General features: G+C 63.1%; 24 protein-coding genes. 11 read left to right on the top strand and 13 right to left on the bottom strand.

What is annotated here, in order from left to right:
- Positions 1 to 25: 25 nt before the first annotated feature.
- The 4 genes from ACT8X9_RS02155 to ACT8X9_RS02140 all read left to right on the top strand — a co-directional run bounded on the left by ACT8X9_RS02155 (position 26) and on the right by ACT8X9_RS02140 (position 4035).
- Positions 26 to 1384: a putative DNA modification/repair radical SAM protein gene (locus ACT8X9_RS02155; RefSeq protein ID WP_444267967.1), complete on the top strand. Its 1359-nt coding sequence runs from the start codon at positions 26 to 28 to the stop codon at positions 1382 to 1384.
- Positions 1363 to 2151 (top strand): TIGR03915 family putative DNA repair protein, encoded by a 789-nt coding sequence (locus tag ACT8X9_RS02150; RefSeq protein WP_444267966.1) that lies wholly within the window; start codon positions 1363 to 1365, stop codon positions 2149 to 2151. The genes ACT8X9_RS02155 and ACT8X9_RS02150 overlap by 22 nt, the downstream gene beginning before the upstream one ends.
- Before the next feature lie 132 nt (positions 2152 to 2283).
- Positions 2284 to 2760, top strand: a complete 477-nt coding sequence (locus ACT8X9_RS02145; RefSeq protein ID WP_227620112.1) for a peptidylprolyl isomerase — start codon at positions 2284 to 2286, stop codon at positions 2758 to 2760.
- Positions 2761 to 2826: 66 nt separating this feature from the next.
- On the top strand, positions 2827 to 4035 hold the full coding sequence (locus ACT8X9_RS02140) for a MalY/PatB family protein (protein WP_444267965.1): 1209 nt from the start codon (positions 2827 to 2829) through the stop codon (positions 4033 to 4035).
- Between the two features lie 62 nt (positions 4036 to 4097).
- Here the strand turns inward: ACT8X9_RS02140 and ACT8X9_RS02135 are convergent, their stop codons facing one another.
- The 12 genes from ACT8X9_RS02135 to ACT8X9_RS02080 form a co-directional block, all read right to left on the bottom strand.
- The gene (locus ACT8X9_RS02135) at positions 4098 to 5063 is read right to left on the bottom strand and encodes a helix-turn-helix transcriptional regulator (RefSeq protein WP_444267964.1); all 966 of its coding nucleotides are present in this window, start codon (positions 5061 to 5063) and stop codon (positions 4098 to 4100) included.
- 17 nt (positions 5064 to 5080) lie between these two features.
- On the bottom strand, positions 5081 to 5941 hold the full coding sequence (locus tag ACT8X9_RS02130) for a prephenate dehydrogenase (protein WP_412590513.1): 861 nt from the start codon (positions 5939 to 5941) through the stop codon (positions 5081 to 5083).
- Entirely contained in the window at positions 5931 to 7208 is a 1278-nt protein-coding gene (gene aroA, locus ACT8X9_RS02125) for a 3-phosphoshikimate 1-carboxyvinyltransferase (RefSeq protein WP_444267963.1), read from the bottom strand. The genes ACT8X9_RS02130 and aroA overlap by 11 nt, the downstream gene beginning before the upstream one ends.
- A 31-nt stretch (positions 7209 to 7239) precedes the next feature.
- Entirely contained in the window at positions 7240 to 8256 is a 1017-nt protein-coding gene (gene aroF, locus ACT8X9_RS02120) for a 3-deoxy-7-phosphoheptulonate synthase (RefSeq protein WP_227620107.1), read from the bottom strand.
- 33 nt (positions 8257 to 8289) lie between these two features.
- Positions 8290 to 8754, bottom strand: a complete 465-nt coding sequence (locus ACT8X9_RS02115; RefSeq protein WP_227620106.1) for a type II 3-dehydroquinate dehydratase — start codon at positions 8752 to 8754, stop codon at positions 8290 to 8292.
- A complete protein-coding gene (locus tag ACT8X9_RS02110) occupies positions 8735 to 9997 on the bottom strand; it encodes a shikimate kinase (protein WP_444267962.1) in 1263 nt (420 codons plus the stop codon). Before ACT8X9_RS02110 ends, ACT8X9_RS02115 begins: the two co-directional genes overlap by 20 nt.
- Positions 9997 to 11139: a chorismate synthase gene (gene aroC / locus ACT8X9_RS02105; protein ID WP_444267961.1), complete on the bottom strand. Its 1143-nt coding sequence runs from the start codon at positions 11137 to 11139 to the stop codon at positions 9997 to 9999. The genes ACT8X9_RS02110 and aroC overlap by 1 nt, the downstream gene beginning before the upstream one ends.
- Before the next feature lie 3 nt (positions 11140 to 11142).
- Positions 11143 to 12186: a 3-dehydroquinate synthase gene (aroB, locus tag ACT8X9_RS02100; RefSeq protein ID WP_249233759.1), complete on the bottom strand. Its 1044-nt coding sequence runs from the start codon at positions 12184 to 12186 to the stop codon at positions 11143 to 11145.
- On the bottom strand, positions 12183 to 13253 hold the full coding sequence (locus ACT8X9_RS02095; protein ID WP_227620190.1) for a bifunctional chorismate mutase/prephenate dehydratase: 1071 nt from the start codon (positions 13251 to 13253) through the stop codon (positions 12183 to 12185). Before ACT8X9_RS02095 ends, aroB begins: the two co-directional genes overlap by 4 nt.
- Before the next feature lie 193 nt (positions 13254 to 13446).
- The gene (locus ACT8X9_RS02090) at positions 13447 to 13611 is read right to left on the bottom strand and encodes a hypothetical protein (protein WP_444267960.1); all 165 of its coding nucleotides are present in this window, start codon (positions 13609 to 13611) and stop codon (positions 13447 to 13449) included.
- 3 nt (positions 13612 to 13614) lie between these two features.
- Positions 13615 to 14379, bottom strand: a complete 765-nt coding sequence (locus ACT8X9_RS02085) for a hypothetical protein (protein ID WP_444267959.1) — start codon at positions 14377 to 14379, stop codon at positions 13615 to 13617.
- A 26-nt stretch (positions 14380 to 14405) separates the two neighbouring features.
- Positions 14406 to 15131: a lysophospholipid acyltransferase family protein gene (locus tag ACT8X9_RS02080; RefSeq protein ID WP_249233761.1), complete on the bottom strand. Its 726-nt coding sequence runs from the start codon at positions 15129 to 15131 to the stop codon at positions 14406 to 14408.
- A gap of 227 nt (positions 15132 to 15358) precedes the next feature.
- Between ACT8X9_RS02080 and ACT8X9_RS02075 the strand changes: the two genes are divergently transcribed.
- From ACT8X9_RS02075 to ACT8X9_RS02045, 7 genes are all read left to right on the top strand, one after another.
- Positions 15359 to 16189, top strand: coding sequence for a DUF624 domain-containing protein (locus tag ACT8X9_RS02075; RefSeq protein WP_227620099.1), 831 nt, complete (start codon positions 15359 to 15361; stop codon positions 16187 to 16189).
- Between the two features lie 33 nt (positions 16190 to 16222).
- Positions 16223 to 17581 (top strand): hypothetical protein, encoded by a 1359-nt coding sequence (locus ACT8X9_RS02070; protein ID WP_444267958.1) that lies wholly within the window; start codon positions 16223 to 16225, stop codon positions 17579 to 17581.
- A 54-nt stretch (positions 17582 to 17635) separates the two neighbouring features.
- Positions 17636 to 18244, top strand: coding sequence for a cytidylate kinase-like family protein (locus ACT8X9_RS02065; RefSeq protein WP_227620097.1), 609 nt, complete (start codon positions 17636 to 17638; stop codon positions 18242 to 18244).
- Positions 18245 to 18376: 132 nt separating this feature from the next.
- A complete protein-coding gene (locus tag ACT8X9_RS02060) occupies positions 18377 to 19780 on the top strand; it encodes an MATE family efflux transporter (protein WP_444267957.1) in 1404 nt (467 codons plus the stop codon).
- Between the two features lie 35 nt (positions 19781 to 19815).
- Positions 19816 to 20517 (top strand): HdeD family acid-resistance protein, encoded by a 702-nt coding sequence (locus ACT8X9_RS02055; RefSeq protein WP_249233765.1) that lies wholly within the window; start codon positions 19816 to 19818, stop codon positions 20515 to 20517.
- Positions 20518 to 20841: 324 nt separating this feature from the next.
- Positions 20842 to 22251, top strand: coding sequence for an NAD(P)/FAD-dependent oxidoreductase (locus tag ACT8X9_RS02050; protein ID WP_227620094.1), 1410 nt, complete (start codon positions 20842 to 20844; stop codon positions 22249 to 22251).
- A 250-nt stretch (positions 22252 to 22501) separates the two neighbouring features.
- Positions 22502 to 23308 carry a MurR/RpiR family transcriptional regulator gene (locus tag ACT8X9_RS02045; protein WP_412590538.1) on the top strand — a complete coding sequence of 269 codons (807 nt, stop codon included), beginning with the start codon at positions 22502 to 22504 and terminating at the stop codon, positions 23306 to 23308.
- A gap of 51 nt (positions 23309 to 23359) precedes the next feature.
- On the opposite strand, the gene ACT8X9_RS02040 is transcribed toward ACT8X9_RS02045, so the two are convergent.
- Complete coding sequence (locus ACT8X9_RS02040) at positions 23360 to 23998, bottom strand: hypothetical protein (RefSeq protein WP_444267956.1); 639 nt, start codon at positions 23996 to 23998, stop codon at positions 23360 to 23362.
- Positions 23999 to 24088 lie beyond the last annotated feature (90 nt).

Here is a 24088-nt window from a genome sequence, read left to right as displayed (position 1 = left end):
TATCCCCTTCGGGAGGTGGAGTTTTATGGAACAGTCGCTGATGGACAAGCTCACCATTCTGGCCGACAGTGCAAAATACGACGTCGCCTGCACATCCAGCGGCGCGTCCCGTGCGGCGAGGGCCGGTACTCTCGGCAGCTGCTACGCGCCGGGCTGCTGCCACGCATTCACCGCAGACGGCCGCTGCGTCAGCCTGCTGAAGGTCCTGATGAGCAACTGCTGTGCTTTTGATTGCAGCTACTGCGTCAACCGGAAGTCCAACGACGTGCCCCGGGCCACCTTTTCGCCCCGGGAGCTGGCCGAGCTGACCATCGAGTTCTACCGCCGCAACTACATCGAGGGGCTTTTCCTGTCCAGCGCCGTGCTGGGCACCCCCGACTACACCACCGAGCGGATGCTCTCCGTCCTGCGGCTGCTGCGGAACGAATACCATTTCGGCGGCTATATCCATGCCAAGACCATCCCCGGCACAAGCCCGGAGCTGATCCGGCAGATGGGCTTCCTCGCCGACCGCCTCAGCGTCAACGTCGAGCTGCCCAGCGAGCAGAGCCTCCATCTCCTCGCCCCCGACAAGGGCCGCCACTCCATCTTCCGGCCCATGAAGCAGATCTCGGTGGCGGGCGAGGAGAGCAAAAAGGAGCTGACCCTCTACCGCCATGCTCCCAAGTTCGCCCCTGCCGGCCAGAGCACCCAGATGATCGTCGGCGCATCGCCCGAGACAGACTACCACATTTTACAGCTCTCCGAGGGGATGTACCAGAAATACGGCCTCAAGCGGGTGTTCTACTCGGCCTACATCCCGGTGTCGGACGACACCCGCCTGCCCGCACTGGACACAAAGCCGCCCCTGCTGCGGGAGCACCGGCTCTATCAGGCCGACTGGCTGCTCCGCTTCTACCAGTTCAGGGCCGACGAGATCCTAGACAAAGACAACCAGAGCTTCAACCCCTACCTCGACCCCAAGTGCAACTGGGCCGTCCAGCACTACGGGCTGTTCCCGGTGGACATCAACCGTGCCCCCTTCGAGATGCTGCTGCGGGTGCCGGGCATCGGCCCCAAGAGCGCCCGCCGCATCCGGGAGGCGCGGCGGCTGTCCGACCTCGGCCTCGACGAGCTGAAGCGGATGGGCGTCGTACTCAAGCGGGCGCAGTATTTCATCACCTGCCGGGGCTTTTCGGGGGCGCACCCGGGCCGGGGCAGCGCCGGACGGGAGCGCATCACCCGGGCACTCATCGACCCCAACGTCTTCAGTGCCGGGGCCGAGCAGCTGAGCCTCTTCGCCCCGCCGGCGGTGGACCGGCTCGTTGCGCAGGGCGTGCCGCCCCGGGCGGCCCAGCGGATGGTGCGGGAGGAGGCAGTGCAATGTCTGGCGAGAGCGTTGTGACCCCGCCGAAGGCCCGGAAGCTCCACGACGCCGATGTGGTCTACCTCTACGACGGCAGTTTCGAGGGCTTTCTGTGCTGCGTGTTCGAGAGCTTCGCCCAGCATGAGATCCCCTTTGCGGTCTGGACGCCCCAGCGGGAGACGGCCACTCTCTACCCTGTCCGGGACATCGAGACGGACTCCGCCAAGGCCCAGCGGGTCTTTTCCAGCCTTGGGAAAAAGCTGGGCCGGGAGACAGAGTACCTCGTCAGCCGGGATTTTCTCTCCGGACAGGAGGAGAAAGAGCTGCTGCTCATCCGCTTTCTGCATCTGGCCTTCGCCCTCGGCCCCGGCACGGTCAAGCGGATGGGCCACCCGGACGTAGCACCCCTTTACGAGATGAAAAAGAGCCTCGACTGGGAGGTGGACAAGTTTCAGGGCTTCGTCCGCTTCGAAGAGCACGACGGGATGCTGGGTGCGGTCATCCACCCCAAAAACTACATCCTCCCCCTGCTGCGGGGGCATTTCTGCGCCCGCTTCCCGGAGGAGGACTTCATGATATACGACGCCGTCCATCAGGCGGTCTTACTCTATCAGAGCCACGAGGCCAAGCTCCTCGAGCTGGCCGCACCGCTCACCCTTCCCCCGCCCAGCGCTCGGGAGCAGGAGCTGCAGGCGCTCTGGAAGCAGTTCTACGACACACTGGAGATCAAGGCCCGCCACAGCGAAAAGGGCCGGATGAGCCACTGTCCCAAGCGTTTTTGGCAGGATATGGTGGAAATGCGGTGATTCTTTACAAAAAGGTTGCATCTGCGCCGTTGCGCTCTGCAAAAGGTATGGTATACTAAAGGGGAGCTTCGGCAGAGCATCTGCCGCACCCACCCCGAAACGGGCTATGATAAAAGGAGCATTGTGAAAACTATGGTTCGCATTACTATGGAAGACGGCGGCGTCATCGACATCGAGCTGAACGAGGAAGCTGCCCCCATCACCTGTGAGAATTTCAAGAAGCTGGTCGGTCAGGGCTTCTACAACGGTCTGACCTTCCACCGCGTCATCCCCGGCTTTATGATCCAGGGCGGCTGCCCGCTGGGCAACGGCACCGGCGGCCCCGGCTGGAACATCAAGGGCGAGTTTGCTGCCAACGGCGTCAACAACCCCATCAAGCACACCCGCGGCGTCATCAGCATGGCCCGCAGCATGAACCCCAACAGCGCCGGCAGCCAGTTCTTCATCATGCATGAGGACGCACCCCACCTCGACGGCCAGTATGCCGCCTTTGGCAAGGTCGTCTCCGGCATGGATGTCGTGGACAGGATCGCATCCGTCCCCACCGACTGGAACGATAAACCCAAGACCGCTGTCAAGATGAAGACCGTCGAGCTGCTCGAGGGCTAATCTTCTGCACCTATGGCTTTCTCTTCGGAGGAAGCCTTTTTTTGCATCCACAGGAGGAAGTGCCGCATGAAATACGATTTCACCACCCTGCCCGACCGTCATGGCCGGGATGCCATCGCCGTAGACGGACTGGGCAAGGGCTTTGCGCCCGATGCGCCCCGGCCCGGGTTCGACGCCATCCCCATGTGGGTGGCGGACATGAACTTCGTCTGTCTGCCCACCATCCAGCAGGCCGTCATCGAGCGGGTGCAGCACCCGGCCTTCGGCTACTTCGACCCGACGCCCGAATATTATGACTCCATCATCCGCTGGCAGTCTGTGCGCAACGGCGTCACCGGCCTGACCGCCGAGGCCATCGGCTACGAGAACGGCGTTCTGGGCGGCGTCATCAGCGCGCTGAACTGCGTCTGCTCCCGGGGCGATAAGGTGCTGGTGCACAGCCCCACCTACATCGGCTTCACCCACTGCCTGACCGACAACGGTTATGACATCGTCCACTCCCCGCTGGTGCAGGACGAAGCCGACGTCTGGCGGATGGACTACGCCGACATGGAGAAGCATCTGGCCGAAGAGCACATCCATGCCGCCATCCTGTGCAGCCCCCACAACCCCTGCGGCCGCGTCTGGGAGCGGTGGGAGCTGGAAAAGGCGATGGAATTGTACAAAAAGTATAACGTCTACGTCGTCTCGGACGAGATCTGGTCGGACATCATCCTCTCCGGCCACAGGCACATCCCCACCCAGTCCATCAGTGAGGACGCCCGGATGCGGACTGCCGCCCTCTACGCCCCCTCCAAGACCTTCAACCTCGCCGGTCTCATCGGCAGCTACCACATCGTCTACGACCCGTGGTGGCGCGACCGCATCGCAAAAGAATCCTCCCTCTGCCACTACAACTCCATGAACGTCCTCTCGATGCACGCTCTCATCGGCGCCTACCGCCCCGAGGGCTATGTCTGGGCCGACGAGCTGTGCGAGACCCTGACCGGCAACGTGGACTTCGCCTGCGATTATATCGCCCGGCACTTCAGAGGCGTCCGTGTCGCAAAGCCCGAGGGCACCTATATGCTCTTTGTGGACTGCACCGATTGGTGCGCCGCCCACGGCAAAAGCATTCAGGACGTGGAGAAAGCCTGCTGGGCCGTCGGCGCAGCAGTGCAGGACGGTGTGATGTTCCACGGCCCCTGCCATCTGCGCATCAATCTGGCCTCGCCCCGCGCCCGCATCGAGGAAGCTTTCCGCCGGATGGACCAGTATGTGTTCAACGCGGAGTAAATCAATATAAATTTTATACAGCAAAAGGCCCTGAATCCACGGATTCAGGGCCTTTTGCTGTATTACTCATGTATTTTTGCCAGCCGCTCATTCAGCTCCCGCAGACCGTCCCGCACCTCGGCGGGCGAGACCACTTCGACCTTTCCGCCGAAGCCACAGACCCAGCCATAGAACTGGTCGCTGACGCAGACGGGCACGTCAAAGTGGAAGCTTCCCTTCCCTTCCGGCACAAAGATGGGCGAGGCGCCGAAGCGCTCCCGCATAGCCGATTCGAGGTCAGAAGTACACCGCAGGGTGACGCGGTGCTCCGGCCCGCCGAACATCTGGAAGTGCTTTTTCAGGTAAGAGGGCAGGTCGAAATCGGCAAACTGCTCCCTGCCCCGGCGCGGCTCGTCCAGCACTGTCACTCCGGCCATCTTATCCACCCGGTAATGGCGGATGCCCACCGGCTCCTTCTCGTCCTGATAGGCGATGAGATAGTAGCAGCCGTTCTCCCACGCCATCTGCCACGGACTGATGGTGTAGGGGGCGGGACGTCCCGCCTTTTTGTAGCGGAATCGCACCATTTTTCCGGTGTTGATGGCCGCGAAGAGGGCATCCACGCTGTAGGGCAGGTCCTTGTTGTCGCTTTTGGGGCGGCCATCGACGTAGACCTGACGCTGGAGCTGGGTGCCCTGATACCGGGAGGCCAGCCCTTCCAGCTTATGGATGAGCTTGTCGCTGGAGGTCTTGGAGATGACCCGGCTGGACTGGACGGCGTCCACCAGAAGCTTCAGTTCGGCCAGTTCGAAGGGCCTCGTCGCCATCCAGTAGCCGCCGCTGCGGCCCCGGCGCAGCCGGATGTCGTAGCCCAGCGCATTCAGCGCATCGATGTCGCTGTAGACGCTCTTGCGCTCACAGAGGATGCCCTGCCGGGCCAGCAGCTCCACCAGCTGGGGCACATTGAGCAGATGTTCCTCATCGGTCTGCTGCTCAAAGATACGCAGCAGCGCCAGGAGTTTGGATTTTTGTCCTTCCTGCTTGGGCATGGGCGGCCTCCTTTCGGTCACGAGTCCTTCTTGTCGAATGCGGCGCGGCGCTGGGTGGACAGGCGGAACATCTCTTCCAGTTTGTCCCGGTCGTCGGCCACGAGGGCGTCCCGCAGCTGGGCGAGGGCCGCGTCGAACTGGTCGATCTCGGAGATGAGGTTCTCCTTGTTCCAGAGGAACAACTCAGCCCACATCTTTTCGTTGATGCGGGCGATGCGGGTCAGGTCCCGGAAGGAATCGCCTGTGTACTCGCAGAGCGAGGAGTTGTCGTTGGCGCACATGAGGCTGACGGCGATGGCATGGCAGAGCTGGCTGACGTAGCCGATCATCTTATCGTGCTCCTGCACGGTCAGGGTGCAGATGTGGCGGAAGCCCAGCACCTCAGCCAGCTCCTTCGCCCACTGGACCGCCTCGGGGGTGTTCTTCTCGGTGGGGGTGATGATGAAGTTGGCAGGGGCAAAGTTGACCTCCGCCGCGTGCTCGACGCTGGAGGTCTCACGGCCCGCCATCGGATGGCTGGCGATGAACTCCACCCCTGCCGGGCACATCGCCTGCACCGGCTCCACAAGGCCGGTCTTGACGCCGGAGACATCGGTAAAGATGCAGCCGGGCTTGAGAAGAGAGCCGTACGTCCTGAACCAGTCGATGAGGGCCGTGGGGTACAGACCGAAGATGATGTGGTCGGCCTGCGCGACGAGATCCTCGAAATCGTGGGTCTTGCCGCTGGCGATATAGCCGTGGTCGAGGGCGTATTGTAAATGCCCCTCGCTGCGGTTGATGCCGTCCACATGGAACCCGGCCTTGGAAAGCTCGAGGGCGTATTTGCCGCCCAGCAGGCCGAGGCCCACCACGAGATAACGCTTCGATTTATCCAGCATATTCTACCTCCGCGCCTAACGGCTTGATGGCTTCAAAGAAATGGGGCCAGCTCTTCTGCACGGCCTCCGCGTCGTCGATGGAGAGGGGCAGCCCGGCGGCCAGCGCCAGCACCGTGAGGCTCATGACCACCCGGTGGTCGTTGTGGCCATGGAGGGGTGCGGCGGGGGTGTGGAGCTTCCCTGCGCAGCCATGGATGGTGATGGTACCGCCCTCGCTTTCCAGCACGCCGCCGCAGGCCCGCAGCTCGGCTTCCATGGCCGCGATGCGGTCGCTCTCCTTGATGCGGAGGCGCTCGGCGTTGCGGATGATGGTGGTCCCCTCGCAGAACAGGCCCAGCACCATCAGCACGGGGCCGAGGTCGGGGCAGTCGGCAAGGTCGATGTCGGTGCCGTGCAGGGGAGCTTTCCTGAGCCGGATGCCCTCATCGGTGGCGGACAGCTCTGCCCCGCAGCGGCGCAGGATGCCGAGGATGGCCGCATCACCCTGTAAGGTGTCGGCGGACAGGCCCTTGAGGGTCACGCCGCCCTGCACCGCCCCCAGCACCGCCGGGAACGCCGCCTGACTGTAATCTCCCTCCACCGTGTAGTCGCAGGGGGCATACTGCTGCCCGCCCGGGAGGAAGAGAGTGTTCTCGTCCTGCCAGCGGCTCTCGACGCCAAAACGGCGCTGTGCCGCCCGGGTCATCTCGATGTAGCTGCGACTCTCCACCGGCGGGATGAGATGGAGGGTGCTGTCCCCTGCCAGCAGGGGCAGGGCGAACAGCAGCCCGCTGATGAACTGGCTCGACACATTGCCCGCCAGCTCGTACTCGCCGCTTTTCAGAGCGCCCTCGACGGTCAGGCCCGCCGGGGATGGCTCAAAGCGGAGAGACTGCTCATGATATAATGCCTCGTACACCGACTGGGGCCGTTCCATCAGCCGACCCCGGCCCACGAAGGTCACGCTCTGCCCGGTGAGGCTGGCGATGGGGATGAGAAAGCGGAGGGTGCTGCCGCTCTCGCAGCAGTCCACCGGGGCTTCGACGGGGAGAAACTGTCCCAGACCCTCTACCACGGCGCTGTCCGGGTCGGTGCGCACCTTGGCGCAGAGCTGTCCGGCGGCGGAGAGGGTGGCCGAGATGTCCTTGCTGAACTCGAGGTTCCCGATGTGAGAAGTGCCCTTCGCCAGCGCAGCGCAGAGCACCGCCCGGTGGGCCATGCTCTTGCTGGGCGGCGCAGTGATGGCCCCGCCGATGCCGCCGGGGGCTTGCTTTATCGTTACCAACATAATAATCCTTCCGGCGGCTTGCCCGCTTCCCTTACATATCCCTTCCGATGGCCCATGCGACCTGACGGCACTTTGCCATAGCCTGCGCAAAGGCCTCCGGAGTCAGGCACTGTGCGCCGTCGCTCCATGCGTGGCGGGGGTCATAATGCACCTCCACCTCGAGGCCGTCGGCACCGGCGGCCACGGCGGCGATCATCATCGGCTCCACAAGGTTCGCCTTGCCGGTGGCGTGGCTGGGGTCCACGATGACGGGCAGGTGGGTCTTTTCGTGGATGATGGGCACAGCGGAGAGGTCGAGGGTGTTGCGGGTGTACTTCTCAAAGGTGCGGATGCCCCGCTCGCAGAGGATGACCTGCTCGTTGCCTCCGGCCATGATGTACTCGGCGCTCATAATCCACTCCTCGATGGTGTTGCAGAGGCCGCGCTTGAGCAGGACGGGCTTATGCATCTTGCCCACGGCCTTGAGCAGCTGGAAGTTCTGCATATTGCGGGCACCGATCTGCACCACGTCCACATACTCCTCGAACTCGGGGATGCGGTCCTCGCTCATCAGCTCGGAGACGATGGGCATACCGGTGGCCTCCCGGGCCTTCACCATGTCAAGGATGCCCTCGGTCTCGAGGCCCTGAAAGGAGTAGGGCGAGGTGCGGGGCTTGTATGCGCCGCCCCGGAAGAGGGTCGCGCCGCCCGCCTTGACGCCCTGCGCGATGCGGAGGGCCTGCTCCGCGCTCTCGATGCTGCACGGGCCTGCCATGACCGCGATCTTCTCCTTGCTGCCGATCTTGACGCCGCCGCAGTCGATGACGGAGTCTGCCGGGTGGAAGAGGCGGTTGGCCCGCTTATAGGGGGCAGAGACGCGGGTGACGTTGTCGATCCAGGGGTTGGCGAGGACGTCCCGCTCGTCGATCTTCGTCGTGTCGCCCACGAGGCCGAAGACATTGTAGTCCTTGCCGGTGATGAGGGTGACGTCGAGGCCCTGCTTTTCAAAGCGGTCCACGATCTTTTCCAGTTCTTCCTTGGGGGTGCCCTTTTTGGTGGAGATGATCATAGAATTTCGTTCCTTTCACTCTTTCTTTTCCGCTCACATGACCAGATGGGTGTGTGCGCTGCCGTCCAGACGAAGCAGCTGGGTCAGATAGGCCGCAGCGTGCAGATAGCCGCTGATGCCCTCACCGATGAAGTGTCCCTGACAGCCGAAGGAGACGATGTCCGTCTTGCGGAACGGCTCATGCTCGTCCGGCTCGCTCAGCAGCACCTCCACGGCAGGCACGCCGCAGAGCCGCAGCGCGTCGAGGATGGCGACGCTGTAGTGGGCGTATCCGCCGGGATTCAGGATGATGCCGTCTGCCCGGCCTGCGGCAGACTGGATCTCATCGATGAGGTCGCCCTCGTGGTTGGACTGGAAAAACTCCACCTCGAGGCCCATCTGGGTGCAGCACAGCTCGAGATAATCCAGCAGGCCGTTGTAGTCCAGCTGGCCGGCCACGCCCGGCTCGGTGAAGTGCATCATATTGAGGTTGGGGCCGTTAATGACTAAAAATTTCATCCAGAGCCTCCATTGCGGCGGCCACGGCGTCCTCCACCGTGCCGCTGTTGGGGATGACGGCATCTGCCGCCGCGAGATACAGGGGGCGGCGCTCCGCCTCCATCTGCCTGAGTGCCTCGGGGCTGGACGAGAGAGGCCGTCCGCCGCCCACCGTCAGCGCATCCAGAGGCCGGTCGATAAAAAGCACGACGCCGTTCTGGTGCAGGGCGCGCAGATTTTCGCCCCGCTTGATGATGCCGCCGCCGCAGGAGAGCAGCTGACGGCCCTCTTTTGCAAAGCGGGCGGTCTGGGCCGACTCCCGCGCCCGGAAGCCGTCCTCGCCCTCGGCGGCGAAGATGTCCGGGATACTGCGGCCGTCGGCCTTCACGATCTCCTCGTCGAGGTCGATGAACCGCTTGCCCAGCTTGTCTGCCAGCAGACGGCCCACCGTGGACTTGCCGCTGGAGGGCATCCCGATGAGGGCCACATTCAGCATATCGCGGCGGAGCGCGGCGGTGATGCGGCGGATCTCCCCCGCCGCGTCGTCGAACTTCCGGCTGAGGAAGTATTCGGCGGCGTACACCGCCTGCGCCACCAGCATCTCGAGGCCTCCCACGGCCACCGGGACGCCGGCCTCCTCAGCCCGCAGGATGAGTTCGGTCTTATCCGGGTTATACACCACGTCCAGCACCGCTTCCAGCCCGGGCATTCGGGCAACATCCAGACTGCACACCCCTACGTTGGGGTACATCCCGGCGGGGGTGGTGTTGATGACGATCTGTGCGCCGCTGGACACAGCTTCCTCATAGGAGAGCTGGCCCTTGGCGGCGTCGGGCGTCCGGCTGACGGTCAGCACCTTCGCCGCGCCCTTGTCCCGGGCGACGGCACTGGTGGTGTTGTGGGTGCCGCCGGTGCCGAGGATGAGGACGGTCCTGCCCGCGAAATCGACGCCGTGGGCGTCACACAGATGGGCAAAACCGAGATAGTCGGTGTTGTAGCCGTAGAGCAGGCCGTTCTTGTTGACGACAGTGTTCACCGCGCCGATGGCCTTGGCCCGGGGGTCGATGTAGGTGCAGTACTCCATCACCAGCCGCTTATAGGGGATGGTGACATTGATGGCCTTGAACTGCCGCTTGGTGAGGAAGGCCCGGGCCTCCTCCTCGGTGGGCAGGGGGCAGAGGTCGTAGCGGTAGCCGCAGAGCATCTCGTGGATGAGCTTCGAGTAGGAGTGGCCCAGCTTCGAGCCGATGAGTCCGTATTCCATCACAGTCCCTCCCTGCGGTAGCTGGTGGGCCGCTCCATCCATGCCGTGCCGTAGCGGGCCGTCAGCAGGTCGCCCACAGCCAGCGCGGCGGCGCAGGTCTGAACGATGGCGGCACGGGGCACGATGCAGGGGTCATGGCGGCCCTGAATGGAGAGGGGTGCATCCTGCTTTGCAAGATAGTCCACCGTCTCCTGTTCCTTGTAGATGCTGGGCGTCGGCTTGACGGCGGTGCGGAAGACCACGGGCATCCCATTGGAGATGCCGCCGTTGACCCCGGCGTTGTGGTTGGTGGCGGTGACGATGGCGTTTCCCTTCATGCGGAAGGCGTCGTTGGCCTCCGAGCCTTTCAGGTCGGCGAAGCCGAAGCCGGTGCCGAACTCGATGCCCTTGATGGCAGGCACGGAGAAGGCCATGTGGGAGAGCAGGCTCTCCACGCTGTCAAAGTACGGCTCGCCCACACCGGCGGGCAGGCCGAGGATGGCTGTCTCAAGGATGCCTCCCACGCTGTCGCCCTCCGCCCCGGCGGCGCGGATGGCCGCCTTCATCGGCTCTTCGACGGAGGCATCCAGCAGCGCGAAGCCCTCGCCTTTATTTTCCAGCACGCTGACCTGCGCGGCCAGCGCAGCGGCATCGTCCAGTGCAAAGGGGGTGTCGGAGAGGCCGGCGCAGCGGGCGATGTGGGTGGTGATGTCGATGCCGGCGCGGCCCAGCGCCCCCAGCACGATGGCCCCGCCCGCCACCAGCGCGGCGGTGATCCGGCCCGAGAAGTGCCCGCCGCCCCGGGCATCCTGAAAGCCGTGGTATTTGGCATAGGCGGTGTAGTCCGCATGGCCGGGGCGGAGCAGGTCGGCGGTCTTGGCGTAGTCGCCGCTGCGGGTGTTCTGGTTTTCGATCATGAGGGCGATGGCTGTGCCGGTGGTGTGGCCGTTCACGACGCCGGAGAGCAGCTGGACCCGGTCGGCCTCCACCCGGGGGGTGGAGAGGCCGTCGCCCCGGGCGCGGCGCCTGTCCATGCAGGCGGCGATGAACTCCTCATCCACCGGCACCCCTGCGGCCATGCCGTCCAGCACGCCGCCGATGGCCCGGCCATGGCTCTCGCCGAAGATGGTCAGCGCCAATGCGCTGCCAAAGGTGTTTTTCATGGCTCAGTCCTCCATGCCCAGCAGGGTGCGCAGGCCCTCCACCGGGATGGTCTCGGCACGCCAGCAGCCCAGACCCGGCACCTTGATGACAGTGATCTGTCCGCCCTGCGCCTTCTTGTCGTGGAGCATCTCGGCGTAGACTTTATCCTTATTGTAGGCGGTGCGCAGGGGCAGGCCCAGACGGCGGTAGACCGCCCGGACGCGCTTCTGCAATGCCTTGGATTCGATCATGGGCAGCATCCCCAGCGCCACGCATTCGCCGTGGTAGAGGCCCACGGTGCGGCGTCCCTTGACGCCCTTGACGGCCTCGATGCCGTGGCCGATGGTGTGGCCGAAGTTGAGGGCCTTGCGCATCCCGCGCTCGGTCTCATCCTGCTCCACGATGCTCTTCTTGAAGCGGAGGCTGCGATAGATGATCTCCCCGATCTGCTCGTCGATGTCGCCCTTTTCAAAGATAGCGAACAGCTCCGGGTCGGCCAGAAGGCTCGCCTTCACCGACTCGGCCAGACCGTTGATGTACTGGCGGCGGGGCAGGGTGGCGAGGGTGCTGGGATCCACGATGACCAGCTTGGGCTGCCAGAAGGAGCCGACGATGTTTTTCGTCTCGCCCAGATCCACCGCCGTCTTGCCGCCGATGGAGGAGTCGATCATGGAGAGAGTGGTGGTGGGGCAGTTGATGAAGTCGATGCCCCGCATATAGATGGAGGCGGCAAAGCCCGCCAGATCGCCCACGACGCCGCCGCCCACGGCGATGACGAGGTCGCCGCGGCCCATATTGAACTCCAGCATCTGGCGCAGGACACTTTCCAGAATCTTCATGCTCTTGCTGGCCTCACCCTGCGGCACGGTGATGATCTTTGCGTCGCGGCACTGGTCGGCCACCCGCTGGGCGTACTCTGCCGGGACGCCTGCGTCCGTCACCACCGCCACACGGCGGTCGAGGCGGGCGAACTGGTACAGGTTCTCCAGTGCGCCGTTTTTCAGGATGATGTCATAGCTGCGCTCACCCAGATTCATGGTGAGCTTTGTGCCGATAAATCCACTCATTTCGTATACACTCCTAACAGCCGCACGGTGCGGCAGGTATGATCCAGCTCGCGCAGCAGCGCGGCGGTCTCGTCGTCGGCGGGGTCTCCCACCAGCTCGACGTAAAAATAGTAATCGAAGGGAACATGGGGCAGCGGACGGCTCTTGATGGATTCCATGTCGTAGCCGAACCGGCCGATGACCTGAATGACCTCAGCCAGCTTGCCGGGCTTGTTGTCCAGCGTGAAGAGCAGCGAGAAGCGGTTGCCCCCGGTGGGCTTTTCGCGGCTGAGGACGATGAAGCGTGTGGTGTTGTCGCCGTCGGTGTTGATGCTGGGCACAAGGACCTCCAGCCCGTAGAGGGCAGCGGTCTCCGCGCTGGCGATGGCGGCTTGGGACGGGTCGCCGGACTCTGCCACGAACTTTGCCGCCATGGCCGTATTCGGCATGGCTGTGGCGGGCAGATGGAACTGCTTTAAGAACGTCTCGCTCTGGGCGATGGCCTGCTGGTGGCTGTAGACGTGCCGGAGCTGGGCCAGCTGGGTGCCGGGCAGGACCAGCAGGTTCTGGGAGATGGGCAGGTCGTAGACGTCCACCACCCACAGCTCCGGGTAGTTATAGCACAGGTCCAGCACGGCGGAGACATCGCCCGCGTGGCTGTTCTCGAAGGGCACGACGCCGTGGGCGGCGTCCCCCCGCCGGACGGCCTCGAAGACCTCGTCCCACGTCGGGTAGCTCACTGCCTCCGCGTGGGGGAAGAGCGCCCGCAGCGCGATGTGGGCAAAAGCGCCCTCCACGCCCTGATAGGCGGCGCGGTTCTCGCCCAGCACCTCCGCCTCGTACTGCTTGGCGACGTCCATCATGTTCTGGACATGATCTCTGTAGTAGGGCCGGAGGGCGGGGTCCTGAATGCGGGCCGCAGCCTTTTCCAGCACCACCGCCTCCCGTGCGGCGTCATAGACCGGCAGGCCGTGGGCCTGCTTGTATTGGGCGACGCTGAGCACGGCGGCCATCCGCCGCTCAAACAGGGCGGCCAGCTGCGCATCCACCGCGTCGATCTCAGCGCGGGCCTGTTCCAGTGTGTCCATCTGTTCCACATCCTTCGGGTAAAATTTCAGCTCCTATTGGGACGATACCTAGTAAGTATACCATAACCCGGACGAGGAAACAACAAGCGCCTCTCCCTTTGAGGGTGGAGAATATTTCAAATCCGGGGCCGCCAACGCGAAGAGATTGCAACAAAAAAGCCCTCTCCGAGGCGGTCGGAGAGGGTCATTTTGCTTATCTGTCCTGTTTGCGCAGGTCTTCCCTGCTGCGGGGGGTGCCGAACACCCGGCCATAGGGGTTGTCGAGGTCGGCGGCTTTTAGCGGCGCTGCCTTTTTCTCGGGCTTTTCGGGGACGCTGATGTGCCCCGCCCTGCCCTTGCGCCGAACGCGGAACCGCATGGCTCAGCCCTCCGGCACAACGGTGGAGACAGCCCCCGCCGTCAGCTTCTGCCACAGCTCCTCGCCGCCGGCGAGGTTGTCGGCGGTGCCGCTGTTCCATGCGCCCCTCATCCCGACGTAGAACTGGGACATATACTCCTGACTGGACCCACTGCGGCTCTGGGTGGTGTCGGGGCCGTAGCTGCCGAGGTCGAGGCCCGCCAGCACGGGGCAGTCGCTCCACTTATAGACCATGTTCCACCAGTCCTCGTCGCTGTCGGCGGCGGGCAGGCTGCCGTCCAGATACCGCAGCGAGCCGGTGTTCTCCTCAAACCCTGCCGGGTCCCAGAGCAGAAAGACGGAGCTCAGGCCGCCCTGCACATCGGCGGCAAGCTTGGTGGTGCCCGCCATGGTCAGGTAGGCGTCGCTCTCGGTCTGGGTCTCGCCCTCGGCGTAATCGAGGGTGTAGACGTTCAGGGTCACGACCACCTTGCCGTCGCCGTTGCGGTCCTCGCCGTAGTCCGCCAGAGCTTCCTGCAAAGCGTTCACGGTGTCCTCGGGCAGGTAGTAAGGGGCCACCACGGCCACGTTGTAGTCGGGCTTGGTGACGAAGAAGTACTGCCCGATAAAGTTGTAGGCCACAAAGACCACGGCGATGCCGATAAGGATGACCCACTTGAGGTTATAGTCCCACCAGTTGGCCCAGCGCTCCCTGCGGGTGTACTGTTTTTCCCTGCGGGGGGCGATGTCCTTCGGGTCGATGTCGCGCTCGTAACGGTAGCTTGCCATGCGGCAGTGTCCTCCCAGTTTTTGTGTTACAGCTGTGCCAGAATGGTCTGGCGGACGGCGGCGGGCAGTTCCTTCTGCTCAGCGCGGCTCATGCCCGCCGTCTGGATGGGCGGCAGCACCCGGATGCGCACCGTGCCGGGCGTCGTCCGGTTGCCGTGGGCCTCGAACAGCCCCCGTGCGCCGGAGATCGCCACCGGCACCACCGGGGTTTCAGTCTTCACAGCGATGCGGAAAGCACCGGCTTTGAACTCACCGGCGCCGCCCTCCTCGCCCTTGTAGCGGGTGCCCTCGGGGAAGATGATGAAGCTCCTGCCGCTCTCTACGATGGCGGTGGCGTCGTTGAGGGCGCGCACCGAGGCGCGGACGTCATCGCGCTGGACGAAGACACAGCCCAGCAGCTTCATCCAGCGGCTGAGCAGGGGGATCTTTTCCAGCTCCTCCTTGGCGAGGATGCCGTAGGGCTTGTCGAGGCTGGCCAGCAGCAGGGGGATGTCATAATAGCTGCGATGGTTCGCCACAAAAACGCAGGGTCCCTCTTTCGGGATGTTGTCCAGCCCCTCGACGCTGAGCCGGACGCCGGTGACGTTCAGGATGCCCCGGCTCCAGTGGGGGATATGCTGCTCCACCAGACGGCGCACCGTCTCGGTGTCGCCGGCGGCCTGTGCGCGCTCAGCTTTGCGCAGCACGCCATAGTGGACGATCATGTAGCCAAACAGATAGGTGAACATCGCAATGGTGCGGAAAATGCTCACAGAGAGATTCCTCCTTTCGGCTGAAAAGCCGTCTCTATTGTAACACACTCCGCCCCAAAAAGGGAGAGGAAACACTTTTTTTACATTTCGGGGGCTTTGCGGCTTGCAAAATCCACAAAATCCGGGTATATTTATAATCAGAAAGCCAGCACAATGGTGTTTTATGCCAGACCGTGCTGTGCAATGTGAGCTGTCCCAGAGACAGCGAGAGAGGATATTCACATACCATGAGTCTGTTCCCTTCTGCAAACGATTTCAAGTCCGGCCCGGGCGTGGAAAAGGACGCCCCCCGCAAGACCGGCGTCGGCCGCTTCTTCGAGCTGGTGGGCCGGGATATGAGCGGGATGTTCCTTGCCAACCTGCTCACCTGTCTGGGCTTTCTGCCGGTCATCTGTCTGGTGTACATCGGCTTCCTGATGAACAGCCTGCCGGTCATGGTCCTCAGCGCCGCCGTGGGCGGCATTCTGGCCGGACCGGTGCTGGCGGGGATGTACGACACCGTCCTGCGCGCCCTGCGCGACGAGGCCGGCTACTGGTGGACCACCTACCGCAAGGCCTTCCGGCAGAACTTCAAGGCCAGCATCCTGCCGGGGATGCTCTACTGCGTCGTGGTCACGGTGCAGGTCTTTCTCGTCTACTTCTGCTTCAATATGCTCTACCACGGCACCAATGTCGGCGTGGGGATGTGGGTGGCCACGGTGCTCAACCTCATCCTCTTCCATATGCTCTTCTCCTATCTGTGGCCCCAGATCGTCCTGCTGGACCAGCCCCTCGGCCAGACCCTCAAAAACAGCGTCAACTGCATGATCGCCTTCCTGCCCCACGCGCTGGCGGCGTCCCTCGTGACGGTGCTGTTCTGGGGCCTCGTCATCCTCTGTATGCCGCTGGGCCTTCTGCTCATGCTGGTGTTCGGCTTCTGGTTTCAGGTGGAGATCACCAGCCAGATCGTCTACGGCGACCTCGACCGGGTGTTCCACATCGAGGAGAACATCCGCAAGCTCCACGACGCCGAATACGAGGCCGAGATGGCCTCGGAGCGCAGCGACGGCGAAGAATAAACAGCGCAATGACGCGGAAAGGGGATGCGTGCAATGGAACAGCGGAACAATCTGGTGCTGCAGGGCACGGAGACGTTTTCCCGCGGGCAGCTCGATAATGTGGCGCTGGACAACGGCAGCGTCGTGCTGGACAGCGTGGCCGGGCGGTATCTGCAATACGGCAGCTATACCACGCCTGAGTTCGCCATGCCGGCCTTCTGTAATCTGAACGTCAGCTGGAACGCCCACGCGCCCCAGAACACCATGGTGGAGGTGCGCTGCCGGGTCTACGCAGGCGGCAACTGGACGGGCTGGATGAGCTTCGGCAAGTGGGCGCCCGATTACCCCCGGAGCAGCATCAACGCCCACAGCGACGACGGCCTCATCTTCCTGATGGGCGACACCGTGACCGTGGCCCTGCCCGGCGGCGGCACCGGCGTCCAGCTTCAGGTGAATCTCTCCACCAACGACGACAAAGTCACCCCGGCGCTCCGGCTGTTGTCGGCGGCGGTCCGCCCTCTCGCGTGGGAAAAGCAGGACGGCCACCCCATCAACCGCCGCCTCTACTTACCGGAATACTGCCTCTCCGCCCACGACCCCAGTTTCGGGCGGGAGATGGACCTGCCGCTGGTGATGGCAGCGCTGATGAACCGCTGGGGCGAGGACATCCTGCCCGAGGAGGTGGCCCACATCATGGCCGACAAGGCCACCGGCAGCACCGGCAACGCCGCCTTTGCGGCGGCCGCAGCGGGCTGCTGCGGCTACCCCTGCTGGCAGGCGTGGATGGACCTGAAAGACCTGCGGGAACAGATCCACGACGGCTGCTCGGTGGCTGTCCGCATCGAGCGCCGCATCCGGGGCCAGCGCGACCCGGTGGGCGTCTGGATGGGCCTGCGGGGCTTCGGCCATGACGACGCCGTCCTCGCCGACTTCGTCCTCCTCAACGACCCCACCGCCGACAGCGACGGGGCGGTGAACTGCACGATGGCGGTGACAGACTTTGCCCGCTACTTCACCGGGCGGGCCATCGCTCTCCGCCCCAAGCCCCGGGACATCGAGGCCGACCGGCCCCGGCGCGTCCCCTGCAGCTTCGAGTACAGCACCGAGGACGACTGCTGGTATCTGTCCCTCCGGGGCCAGCGCCAGCTCCTCCCGGCCGAGTTCTCCGGCTGGGCGGCCTGCAGCCCCCACGACGGCGTGGCCCATGCCACCACCGCCCACCGCACCTTCCGGCGGATGGAGCGGACGCGGACGGGGGGCTTCCGCTTCCCGCCCGAGCAGACGGCCAGCGGCGGACGCTGCAGCATCTACATCATCGACCAGACCGGCACCATGCAGTTTGCCGAAGTGCGGCTGCCCACCACGCCGCCGGCCCCCGAAGCCAACCAAAGCACTCTGCCCCCTGCCCCCTGAGGGGCACGCCAGACGCTTTCAATGGATAAATCATCAATATGGGAGGAATACATTATGGCAAAGACGATCATCACTTTGGGCCGTGAGTACTGCACCGGCGGACGCTACATCGCAAAGGATGTGGCGCGCGCACTGGGCATCAAGCTCTACGACAAGGAGCTGATCACCATGGCAGCCAAAAATTCCGGACTGTCCGAGGAGGCCGTGGCCGCCAGCGAGAAGCGGCACACCCACAGCCTGCTCTACAGCCTGTATACGATGGGCAACGACCTTCCTCTGGGCGATCAGGTCTTCATCCTGCAGAGCCGCATCATCAAGCAGCTGGCCGACGAAGGCCCCTGCGTCATCGTGGGCCGTTGCGGCGACTATGTCCTGCGCGACCGCAAGGATGTGCTGCGCGTCTTTGTCTACGCCCCCAAGGAGTGGCGTCTGGCCTACGGCAAGGAGAACAATATGCTGCAGGCCAAGGACGAAAAGGGCATCAAGGATGAGGTCGAGAAGACCGACCGCAACCGCGCAGCCTACTACAATTACTACACCCAGAACCGCTGGGGCGATGCCCACAACTACGATCTGGCCATCAACGCCGCACTGGGCCACGACGCCTGCGTGCAGATGATCCTTGCCGCCGCAGAGGCCAAGGAAAAGTCGATGGAGGGCTAAAGGCCCTGTCTCCCCGGAGAGGCAGAACAAAACAACGATGCTGCGTGGGTAGGGCGCTTTTGCGCTCTGCCCACGTTTGCGGCATAGAAAAAGCACACAAACCCCAAGTTATCAACAGCAAAAGGAGAAACCGTGGAAAACAAGCAGCCCCAGACCGCTCCCGCAGATGTGCGGGAAAACATTATGGGCACGATGGACATCAATCCTCTGCTCATCAAGCTCAGCGTACCGATGATGATATCCATGCTGGTGCAGGCCCTCTACAACGTGGTGGACTCCATCTTCGTGTCCCACGTCAGCGAGAACGCCCTGACCGCCGTTTCGCTGGCGTTCTCATTGCAGAACGTCATGATCGCCGTAGGCGTCGGCACCGGCGTCGGCGTCAACGCCCTGCTCTCCAAGAGCCTCGGCGAAAAGGATCAGGAGCGGGCCAACAAGACCGCCGAAAACGGCATTTTTCTGTCCCTGTGCAGCTACGCCGTCTTCCTCCTCATCGGCCTCACCTGCATGAAGCCCTACTTCTACGCCCAGACCTCGGACATGGACATCGCCCGGCAGGGCATCCTGTATCTGAGCATCTGCTGCGTCCTCAGCCTCGGCCTCTTCACCCAGACCATGGGCGAAAAGCTGCTGGCCGCCACCGGCCGCACCCACCTCAGCATGATCAGCCAGCTGGTGGGCGCTGTGGTGAACATCGTGCTGGACCCCATCTTCATCTTCGGCTACTGCGGCGAGGCCCTGTCCGGCACCACCGGCGCTGCTGTGGCCACCGTCATCGGCCAGTTCTGCGGCGCGGGCATGACGCTGTACTTCAACCTCAACAAAAACCCCGACATCCAGATCAGCTTCCGGGGCTTCCGCCCCAGCGCCAAGGCCATCGGCCGCATCTACACCGTCGGTCTGCCCAGCATCGCCATGCAGTGCGTGGGCAGCGTCATGACCTTCTTCATGAATCAGATCCTGATGGCCTTCTCGGCCACGGCGGTGGCGGTCTTCGGCGTCTATTTCAAGCTGCAGAGCTTCGTCTTCATGCCCATCTTCGGCATGAACAACGGCATGGTGCCCATCATCAGCTACAACTACGGCGCACGCAGGCCGGAGCGGGTCAAAAAGACCATCCGCCTCGCAGTCCTCTACGCCGAGTGCATCATGCTGGTGGGCTTCTGCATCTTCCAGTTCCTGCCGGATAAGCTGCTGAGCCTCTTTGCCGCCAGCGACGCCATGCTGGCCATCGGCATCCCGGCTCTGCGCATCATCTGCCCCCACTTCCTGCTGGCGGGCGCGGGCATCGTGCTCAGCTCGGTGTTTCAGGCACTGGGCAACGGCGTGTTCAGCCTCACCGTCTCCATCTGCCGCCAGCTGGTGGTGCTCATCCCCGCCGCATGGCTGCTGAGCCGCACCGGCGAGGTGAATATGGTCTGGTGGTCCTTCATCATCGCCGAAGTGGTCAGCCTGACCCTGAGCCTCATCTTCATGGCCCGCATCAACCGCACCGTCATCGTCCCGCTCTATGAGGAGCAGGACGCGGCTGTATAAAAACTCCCCTCGTGGACGAAAGGAACGTGAACTCTATGGCAAAAAAGCTGAAGTGGAACCTCATCCTCATGAGCCTGCTCTATCTGGCACTGGGCATCTTTTTGCTGATGGTGCCCGGCACGGCCCTCAACGTGGTCTGCTACGCACTGGGCGGCGTGGTACTGGCCTGCGCAGCCGTGCAGCTGGTGCGCTATTTTGTCGTAGAGCGCGGCGTGTTCCAGAGCCAGCTCACCCTCATCTCGGGCCTCGTCTGTCTGGCGCTGGGCGCGTTCCTCATCATCCGCAGCGACATCGTCGTCCGGGTGCTGCCCATCGTGTTCGGCCTGTTCATCATCTTCGACAGCCTTGGCCGCGTCCAGAACGCCCTTGAGCTGCGCCGGTGTGCGTATTCGAGCTGGAAGGTCTTCCTGCTGCTGGCGGTGCTCAGCGTCATTCTGGGCATCGTGATGGTGGTAGACCCCTTCGGCACGATGGAGACGCTGGTCATGGCCATCGGCCTCATCCTCATCCTCGAAGCCGCCCTCAACCTGCTGAGTGCGCTGTACACCATGCTGGCCGTCCGGCGCTTCATGAAGCTGCACCCCGAGACCCAGTCGATGCTGGAGGCCGTCACCGGCAAGGACCTGAACGGCGACGGCGTCATCGCCCCGGACATCGCCCACGCCGACGCGGAGGCGACCGCCGTGGAGCTGGACCATGTGGACGAGAGCGCCGAGGTGGAGCAGGAAGAGGAATAACTTCAGGCGGCTTGCCCTCTCCGTCTGCTCCCGCTGGTCGCATCCACTGCCCGGGTTGCGGCACCCAGCATCCACAGCGCTTCGCGTGCGTCTTGCTGGCCGCGGCCCCAACAATGATTTCCTGCTTCCGCCACTGGCGGCGGTCATCATTGTTGCTCCCAAAGGGAGAGGCAGAAAGCCTCCCGGCAGGCCAACGGCTCTCCCTTTGGGAGAGCTGGCATTGCGAAGCAATGACTGAGAGGGCAAGCCCGCTGCCCGCAGACCAAACCGTTACCGAACTATAAGCCCCAAACATCATCAACACAAAAGGATAAAAAGAGAGCTATGGAAAAGTACGATCTCATCATCGTTGGTGCCGGCCCGGCCGGTATCTTCACCGCCGTGGAGCTGCTGCGCCGCGGCAGCAAGAAGCACATCCTGCTGGTGGAAAAAGGCAAGCCGGTGGAAAAGCGCCACTGCCCCAAGGCAGAGCTTGGCCACTGCGTCAACTGCCGCCCCACCTGCGCCATCACCACCGGCTTCTCCGGCGCAGGCGCATTCTCCGACGGCAAGCTGAGCCTCTCCTATGAGGTCGGCGGCGACCTGCCCAGCCTCATCGGCGAGGAGTTTGCGCAGGAGCTGATCGACTACACCGACAAGATCTACCTCGAGTTCGGCGCAGACCCCCACGTCGAGGGCATCTACACCGGCGAGGACATCAAGGAGATCCGCAAGAACGCCATCCACGCCGGTCTGAAGCTGGTGGACTGCCCCATCCGCCACCTCGGCACCGAGAAGGCACAGGAGCTTTACCTCGCCATCCAGAACTATCTGGCCGACAACGGCGTGGAGATGCTCTTCTCCACCGAGTGCGAGAACATCATCCTCGAGAACGAGGAGTGCAAGGGCGTGCTGCTGCGTCAGGGCAGCGGCGAACCCCGGGCCGTCTACGGCGACACCGTGGTCATCGGCACCGGCCGCCGCGGCGCCGACTGGCTCGAAAAGATCTGCGCCGAGCACCACATCGCCCACAAGCCCGGCACCGTGGACATCGGCGTCCGCGTCGAGTGCCGCAACGAGGTCATGGAAAAGGTGAACAAGGTACTCTATGAGTCCAAGCTCATCGGCTACCCGAAGCCCTGGAAAAACAAAGTGCGCACCTTCTGCCAGAACCCCGGCGGCTTCGTGGCGCAGGAGAACTACGACAACGACCTCGCCGTCGTCAACGGCCACAGCTTCAAGGAGAAAAAGAGCGAGAACACCAACCTCGCCATCCTCGTCTCCCACAACTTCACCGAACCGTTCAACCAGCCCATCGCCTACGCCCAGAAGGTGGGCGAGCTGACCAATATGCTGGGCGCAGGCCACATCATGGTCCAGCGCTACGGCGACATCCTCGACGGCAAGCGGACATGGCAGAAGGAGCTGGCTCAGTCCAACGTCAAGCCCACCCTGAAGGACGCCGTGGCCGGCGACATCACCGCCGCCATGCCCTACCGCGCCATGACCAACATCATCGAGTTCATCAAGATGCTGGACATGGTCGTGCCCGGCTTTGCCGCCAACGAGACCCTGCTGTACAGCCCCGAGCTGAAGTTCTACTCCAACAAGGTCAAGATGGACGCAAACCTCGACACCAACATCAAGGGCCTGCACTGCCTCGGCGACTCCTCCGGCTGGACCCGCGGCCTGATGATGGCCTCCGTCATGGGCGTGCTGATGGGCCGCAAGCTGGCCGAGAAGGAAGGCTGCTGAGCTGCCATTCTGCACTAAGCTGCGCTGAATATTTGTTTCCCGACGCCCCTCCGCCCCCTGCGGAGGGGCGTTTTTGCGTCAGTTTTCAACAAAACCGTATGGAATGCAAAAGCGGTCATAAAAAGTCCATCTCCGCCATATGAAAATTTTATTGGAAATTGAATTGATTTTCTTGGTCAAAACTGCTACAATCTTAGAAAGAAGTCTAGGCGGAATTGTATCTTGCGCATAATGCAAGGAGGGATCACTTATGTGCGAAGCCCCCGGAAGCGTAGTAACTCTGCTCTGTTCCGGCATCCAGCTTTACAGCGCCGAGCGGCGTATTGCGGACTGCATTCTTGCAGATGTAAAGCGGGCGTCCATGTGTACGTCGGCCGAGCTGGCCCGTCTGAGCAGTTCGTCCGAGGCCACCATCACCCGGCTGTGCCACAAGCTGGGCTTCGAGAACTACCGCAAATTCCAGCTGGCGCTGGCGCGGGATGCCATGGAGCAGCAGGAGACCGCCCGGCGCACCCGGGAGGAAGGGCAGGACGAGCTGCGTCAGGCCCTGCTGGACATTCAGGCCAACCGGGAAGAGGAGCTGCGGGCCACCATTCAGGCCATCGACACCCGGCAGCTGCGGCGGGTGCTCTCGCTGCTGCGCAGCTGCGAGGTCATCGAGGTGGTGTCCGAGGGCAGAAGCCTTCCGGTGGCGCTGGATGCATCCATCCGGTTCGGTCATCTGGGCAAGCGGTGCGTCGCCAGCGCCCTCCACGAAAAGACGCTGGCTTTTGCGCAGACGCTGACCCCGAAAGACCTCCTCATGGCGTTCTCCACCTCCGGGCGGGATGCCGGGCTGGAAGAGGTGATCTCTGCCGCCAAGATGAGGGGTGCGCCGGTGCTGCTCATCACCTGCGACAGCCACAGCCCGCTGGCCCATCTGTCCGACTATGTGATGACCGCCTCCAACCGCGAACAGCGGCTCATCGAGGGCAGCCACGCAGCGTCCCTCCTCTCGCCGAACATCCTCGTGGAGGTGCTCTATTATCTGCTCCGGATGGAGAAAGCGCGAACGTAAAAAGGCAGAGCCTCGGGCCGATGGCCCGAGGCTCTGCTGTTGTTTTGGGGTTTATTCTGTGGTCGCGTTAGAAGAGGGGTCGCCAGAGGCGTTATCGTCACCCTTATTCGGATAATGAGCGGCAACTCTGCTGGGAATCCGGAGCATCGACACCATGCACTCTTTGCCGCCGATGACACCCTCAATGACGCATACACCGGCATCGCTCGGCCATCTTTCCGGAGCCTGTTCCCAAATATAGCTGTGAATCTCGCACTGATCGCTCGATAATACCGCTGCAATCAAAGCCGTTTTGCCCTGATTGAAAAGGTCAGTCCGATACGTCTCATTCACAGATGCACAGCTGACACAGTAGAAATAGCCTTCCTTCAGCGTGACGCTACTCATCCACCCTTTCCGAGTATTTTCGTCCGCATCCTCGATAATAGCCGAGAATGCCTCTCGAAGCGCCATGCCGTTATATGCGCTCTTGCCAATCTGAGAGTTCACATAAGCCAGTACAGCCTGTGCTGCCGACTCCATGGACTGTTCCTCTTCTGCTTGGTAGCCATTCGCCTTGTAGTAGTCAATGATATAATCCGTGACGTTATCCTTCGTCAGCGGCCCTGCACTACCGGAACAGGCCGCCAGGACGGACAGTGCCAGCACACCGGTCAGCAGAACAGCGACTAATTTTTTTGCCATCTTCATTGCAGCTCCTCCATGATTCCGGGTCGCCCCGTTGGTCCATTTTTGTCGGCCTGGGGGGGGGGGGGGGGGGAGGGGGGGGGGGGGTCGCGG

The sequence above is a fragment of the Faecalibacterium sp. genome, assembly GCF_052358865.1.
GTDB classification, from domain to species: Bacteria; Bacillota; Clostridia; order Oscillospirales; family Ruminococcaceae; genus Faecalibacterium; species Faecalibacterium butyricigenerans.
The sequence above is the reverse complement of the archived record's forward strand: the minus strand, read 5'-3'. Positions and strand labels throughout refer to the sequence as shown.

Excerpts from the sequence above, each read along its gene's own strand:
- ACT8X9_RS02045 (WP_412590538.1), top strand. The coding sequence starts at position 22,502 with ATGTGCGAAGCCCCCGGAAGCGTAGTAACTCTGCTCTGTTCCGGCATC.
- ACT8X9_RS02065 (WP_227620097.1), top strand. The coding sequence starts at position 17,636 with ATGGCAAAGACGATCATCACTTTGGGCCGTGAGTACTGCACCGGCGGA.
- ACT8X9_RS02085 (WP_444267959.1), bottom strand. The coding sequence starts at position 14,379 with ATGGCAAGCTACCGTTACGAGCGCGACATCGACCCGAAGGACATCGCC.
- ACT8X9_RS02110 (WP_444267962.1), bottom strand. The coding sequence starts at position 9,997 with ATGGAATACGGACTCATCGGCTCGAAGCTGGGCCACTCCTACTCGAAG.
- ACT8X9_RS02155 (WP_444267967.1), top strand. The coding sequence starts at position 26 with ATGGAACAGTCGCTGATGGACAAGCTCACCATTCTGGCCGACAGTGCA.
- ACT8X9_RS02095 (WP_227620190.1), bottom strand. The coding sequence starts at position 13,253 with ATGGACACACTGGAACAGGCCCGCGCTGAGATCGACGCGGTGGATGCG.
- ACT8X9_RS02040 (WP_444267956.1), bottom strand. The coding sequence starts at position 23,998 with ATGAAGATGGCAAAAAAATTAGTCGCTGTTCTGCTGACCGGTGTGCTG.
- aroA (WP_444267963.1), bottom strand. The coding sequence starts at position 7,208 with ATGTTGGTAACGATAAAGCAAGCCCCCGGCGGCATCGGCGGGGCCATC.
- aroC (WP_444267961.1), bottom strand. The coding sequence starts at position 11,139 with ATGAAAAACACCTTTGGCAGCGCATTGGCGCTGACCATCTTCGGCGAG.
- ACT8X9_RS02055 (WP_249233765.1), top strand. The coding sequence starts at position 19,816 with ATGGCAAAAAAGCTGAAGTGGAACCTCATCCTCATGAGCCTGCTCTAT.
- ACT8X9_RS02070 (WP_444267958.1), top strand. The coding sequence starts at position 16,223 with ATGGAACAGCGGAACAATCTGGTGCTGCAGGGCACGGAGACGTTTTCC.
- ACT8X9_RS02150 (WP_444267966.1), top strand. The coding sequence starts at position 1,363 with ATGTCTGGCGAGAGCGTTGTGACCCCGCCGAAGGCCCGGAAGCTCCAC.
- ACT8X9_RS02075 (WP_227620099.1), top strand. The coding sequence starts at position 15,359 with ATGAGTCTGTTCCCTTCTGCAAACGATTTCAAGTCCGGCCCGGGCGTG.
- aroF (WP_227620107.1), bottom strand. The coding sequence starts at position 8,256 with ATGATCATCTCCACCAAAAAGGGCACCCCCAAGGAAGAACTGGAAAAG.
- aroB (WP_249233759.1), bottom strand. The coding sequence starts at position 12,186 with ATGAGTGGATTTATCGGCACAAAGCTCACCATGAATCTGGGTGAGCGC.
- ACT8X9_RS02130 (WP_412590513.1), bottom strand. The coding sequence starts at position 5,941 with ATGCTGGATAAATCGAAGCGTTATCTCGTGGTGGGCCTCGGCCTGCTG.
- ACT8X9_RS02140 (WP_444267965.1), top strand. The coding sequence starts at position 2,827 with ATGAAATACGATTTCACCACCCTGCCCGACCGTCATGGCCGGGATGCC.
- ACT8X9_RS02145 (WP_227620112.1), top strand. The coding sequence starts at position 2,284 with ATGGTTCGCATTACTATGGAAGACGGCGGCGTCATCGACATCGAGCTG.
- ACT8X9_RS02115 (WP_227620106.1), bottom strand. The coding sequence starts at position 8,754 with ATGAAATTTTTAGTCATTAACGGCCCCAACCTCAATATGATGCACTTC.
- ACT8X9_RS02135 (WP_444267964.1), bottom strand. The coding sequence starts at position 5,063 with ATGCCCAAGCAGGAAGGACAAAAATCCAAACTCCTGGCGCTGCTGCGT.
- ACT8X9_RS02050 (WP_227620094.1), top strand. The coding sequence starts at position 20,842 with ATGGAAAAGTACGATCTCATCATCGTTGGTGCCGGCCCGGCCGGTATC.
- ACT8X9_RS02090 (WP_444267960.1), bottom strand. The coding sequence starts at position 13,611 with ATGCGGTTCCGCGTTCGGCGCAAGGGCAGGGCGGGGCACATCAGCGTC.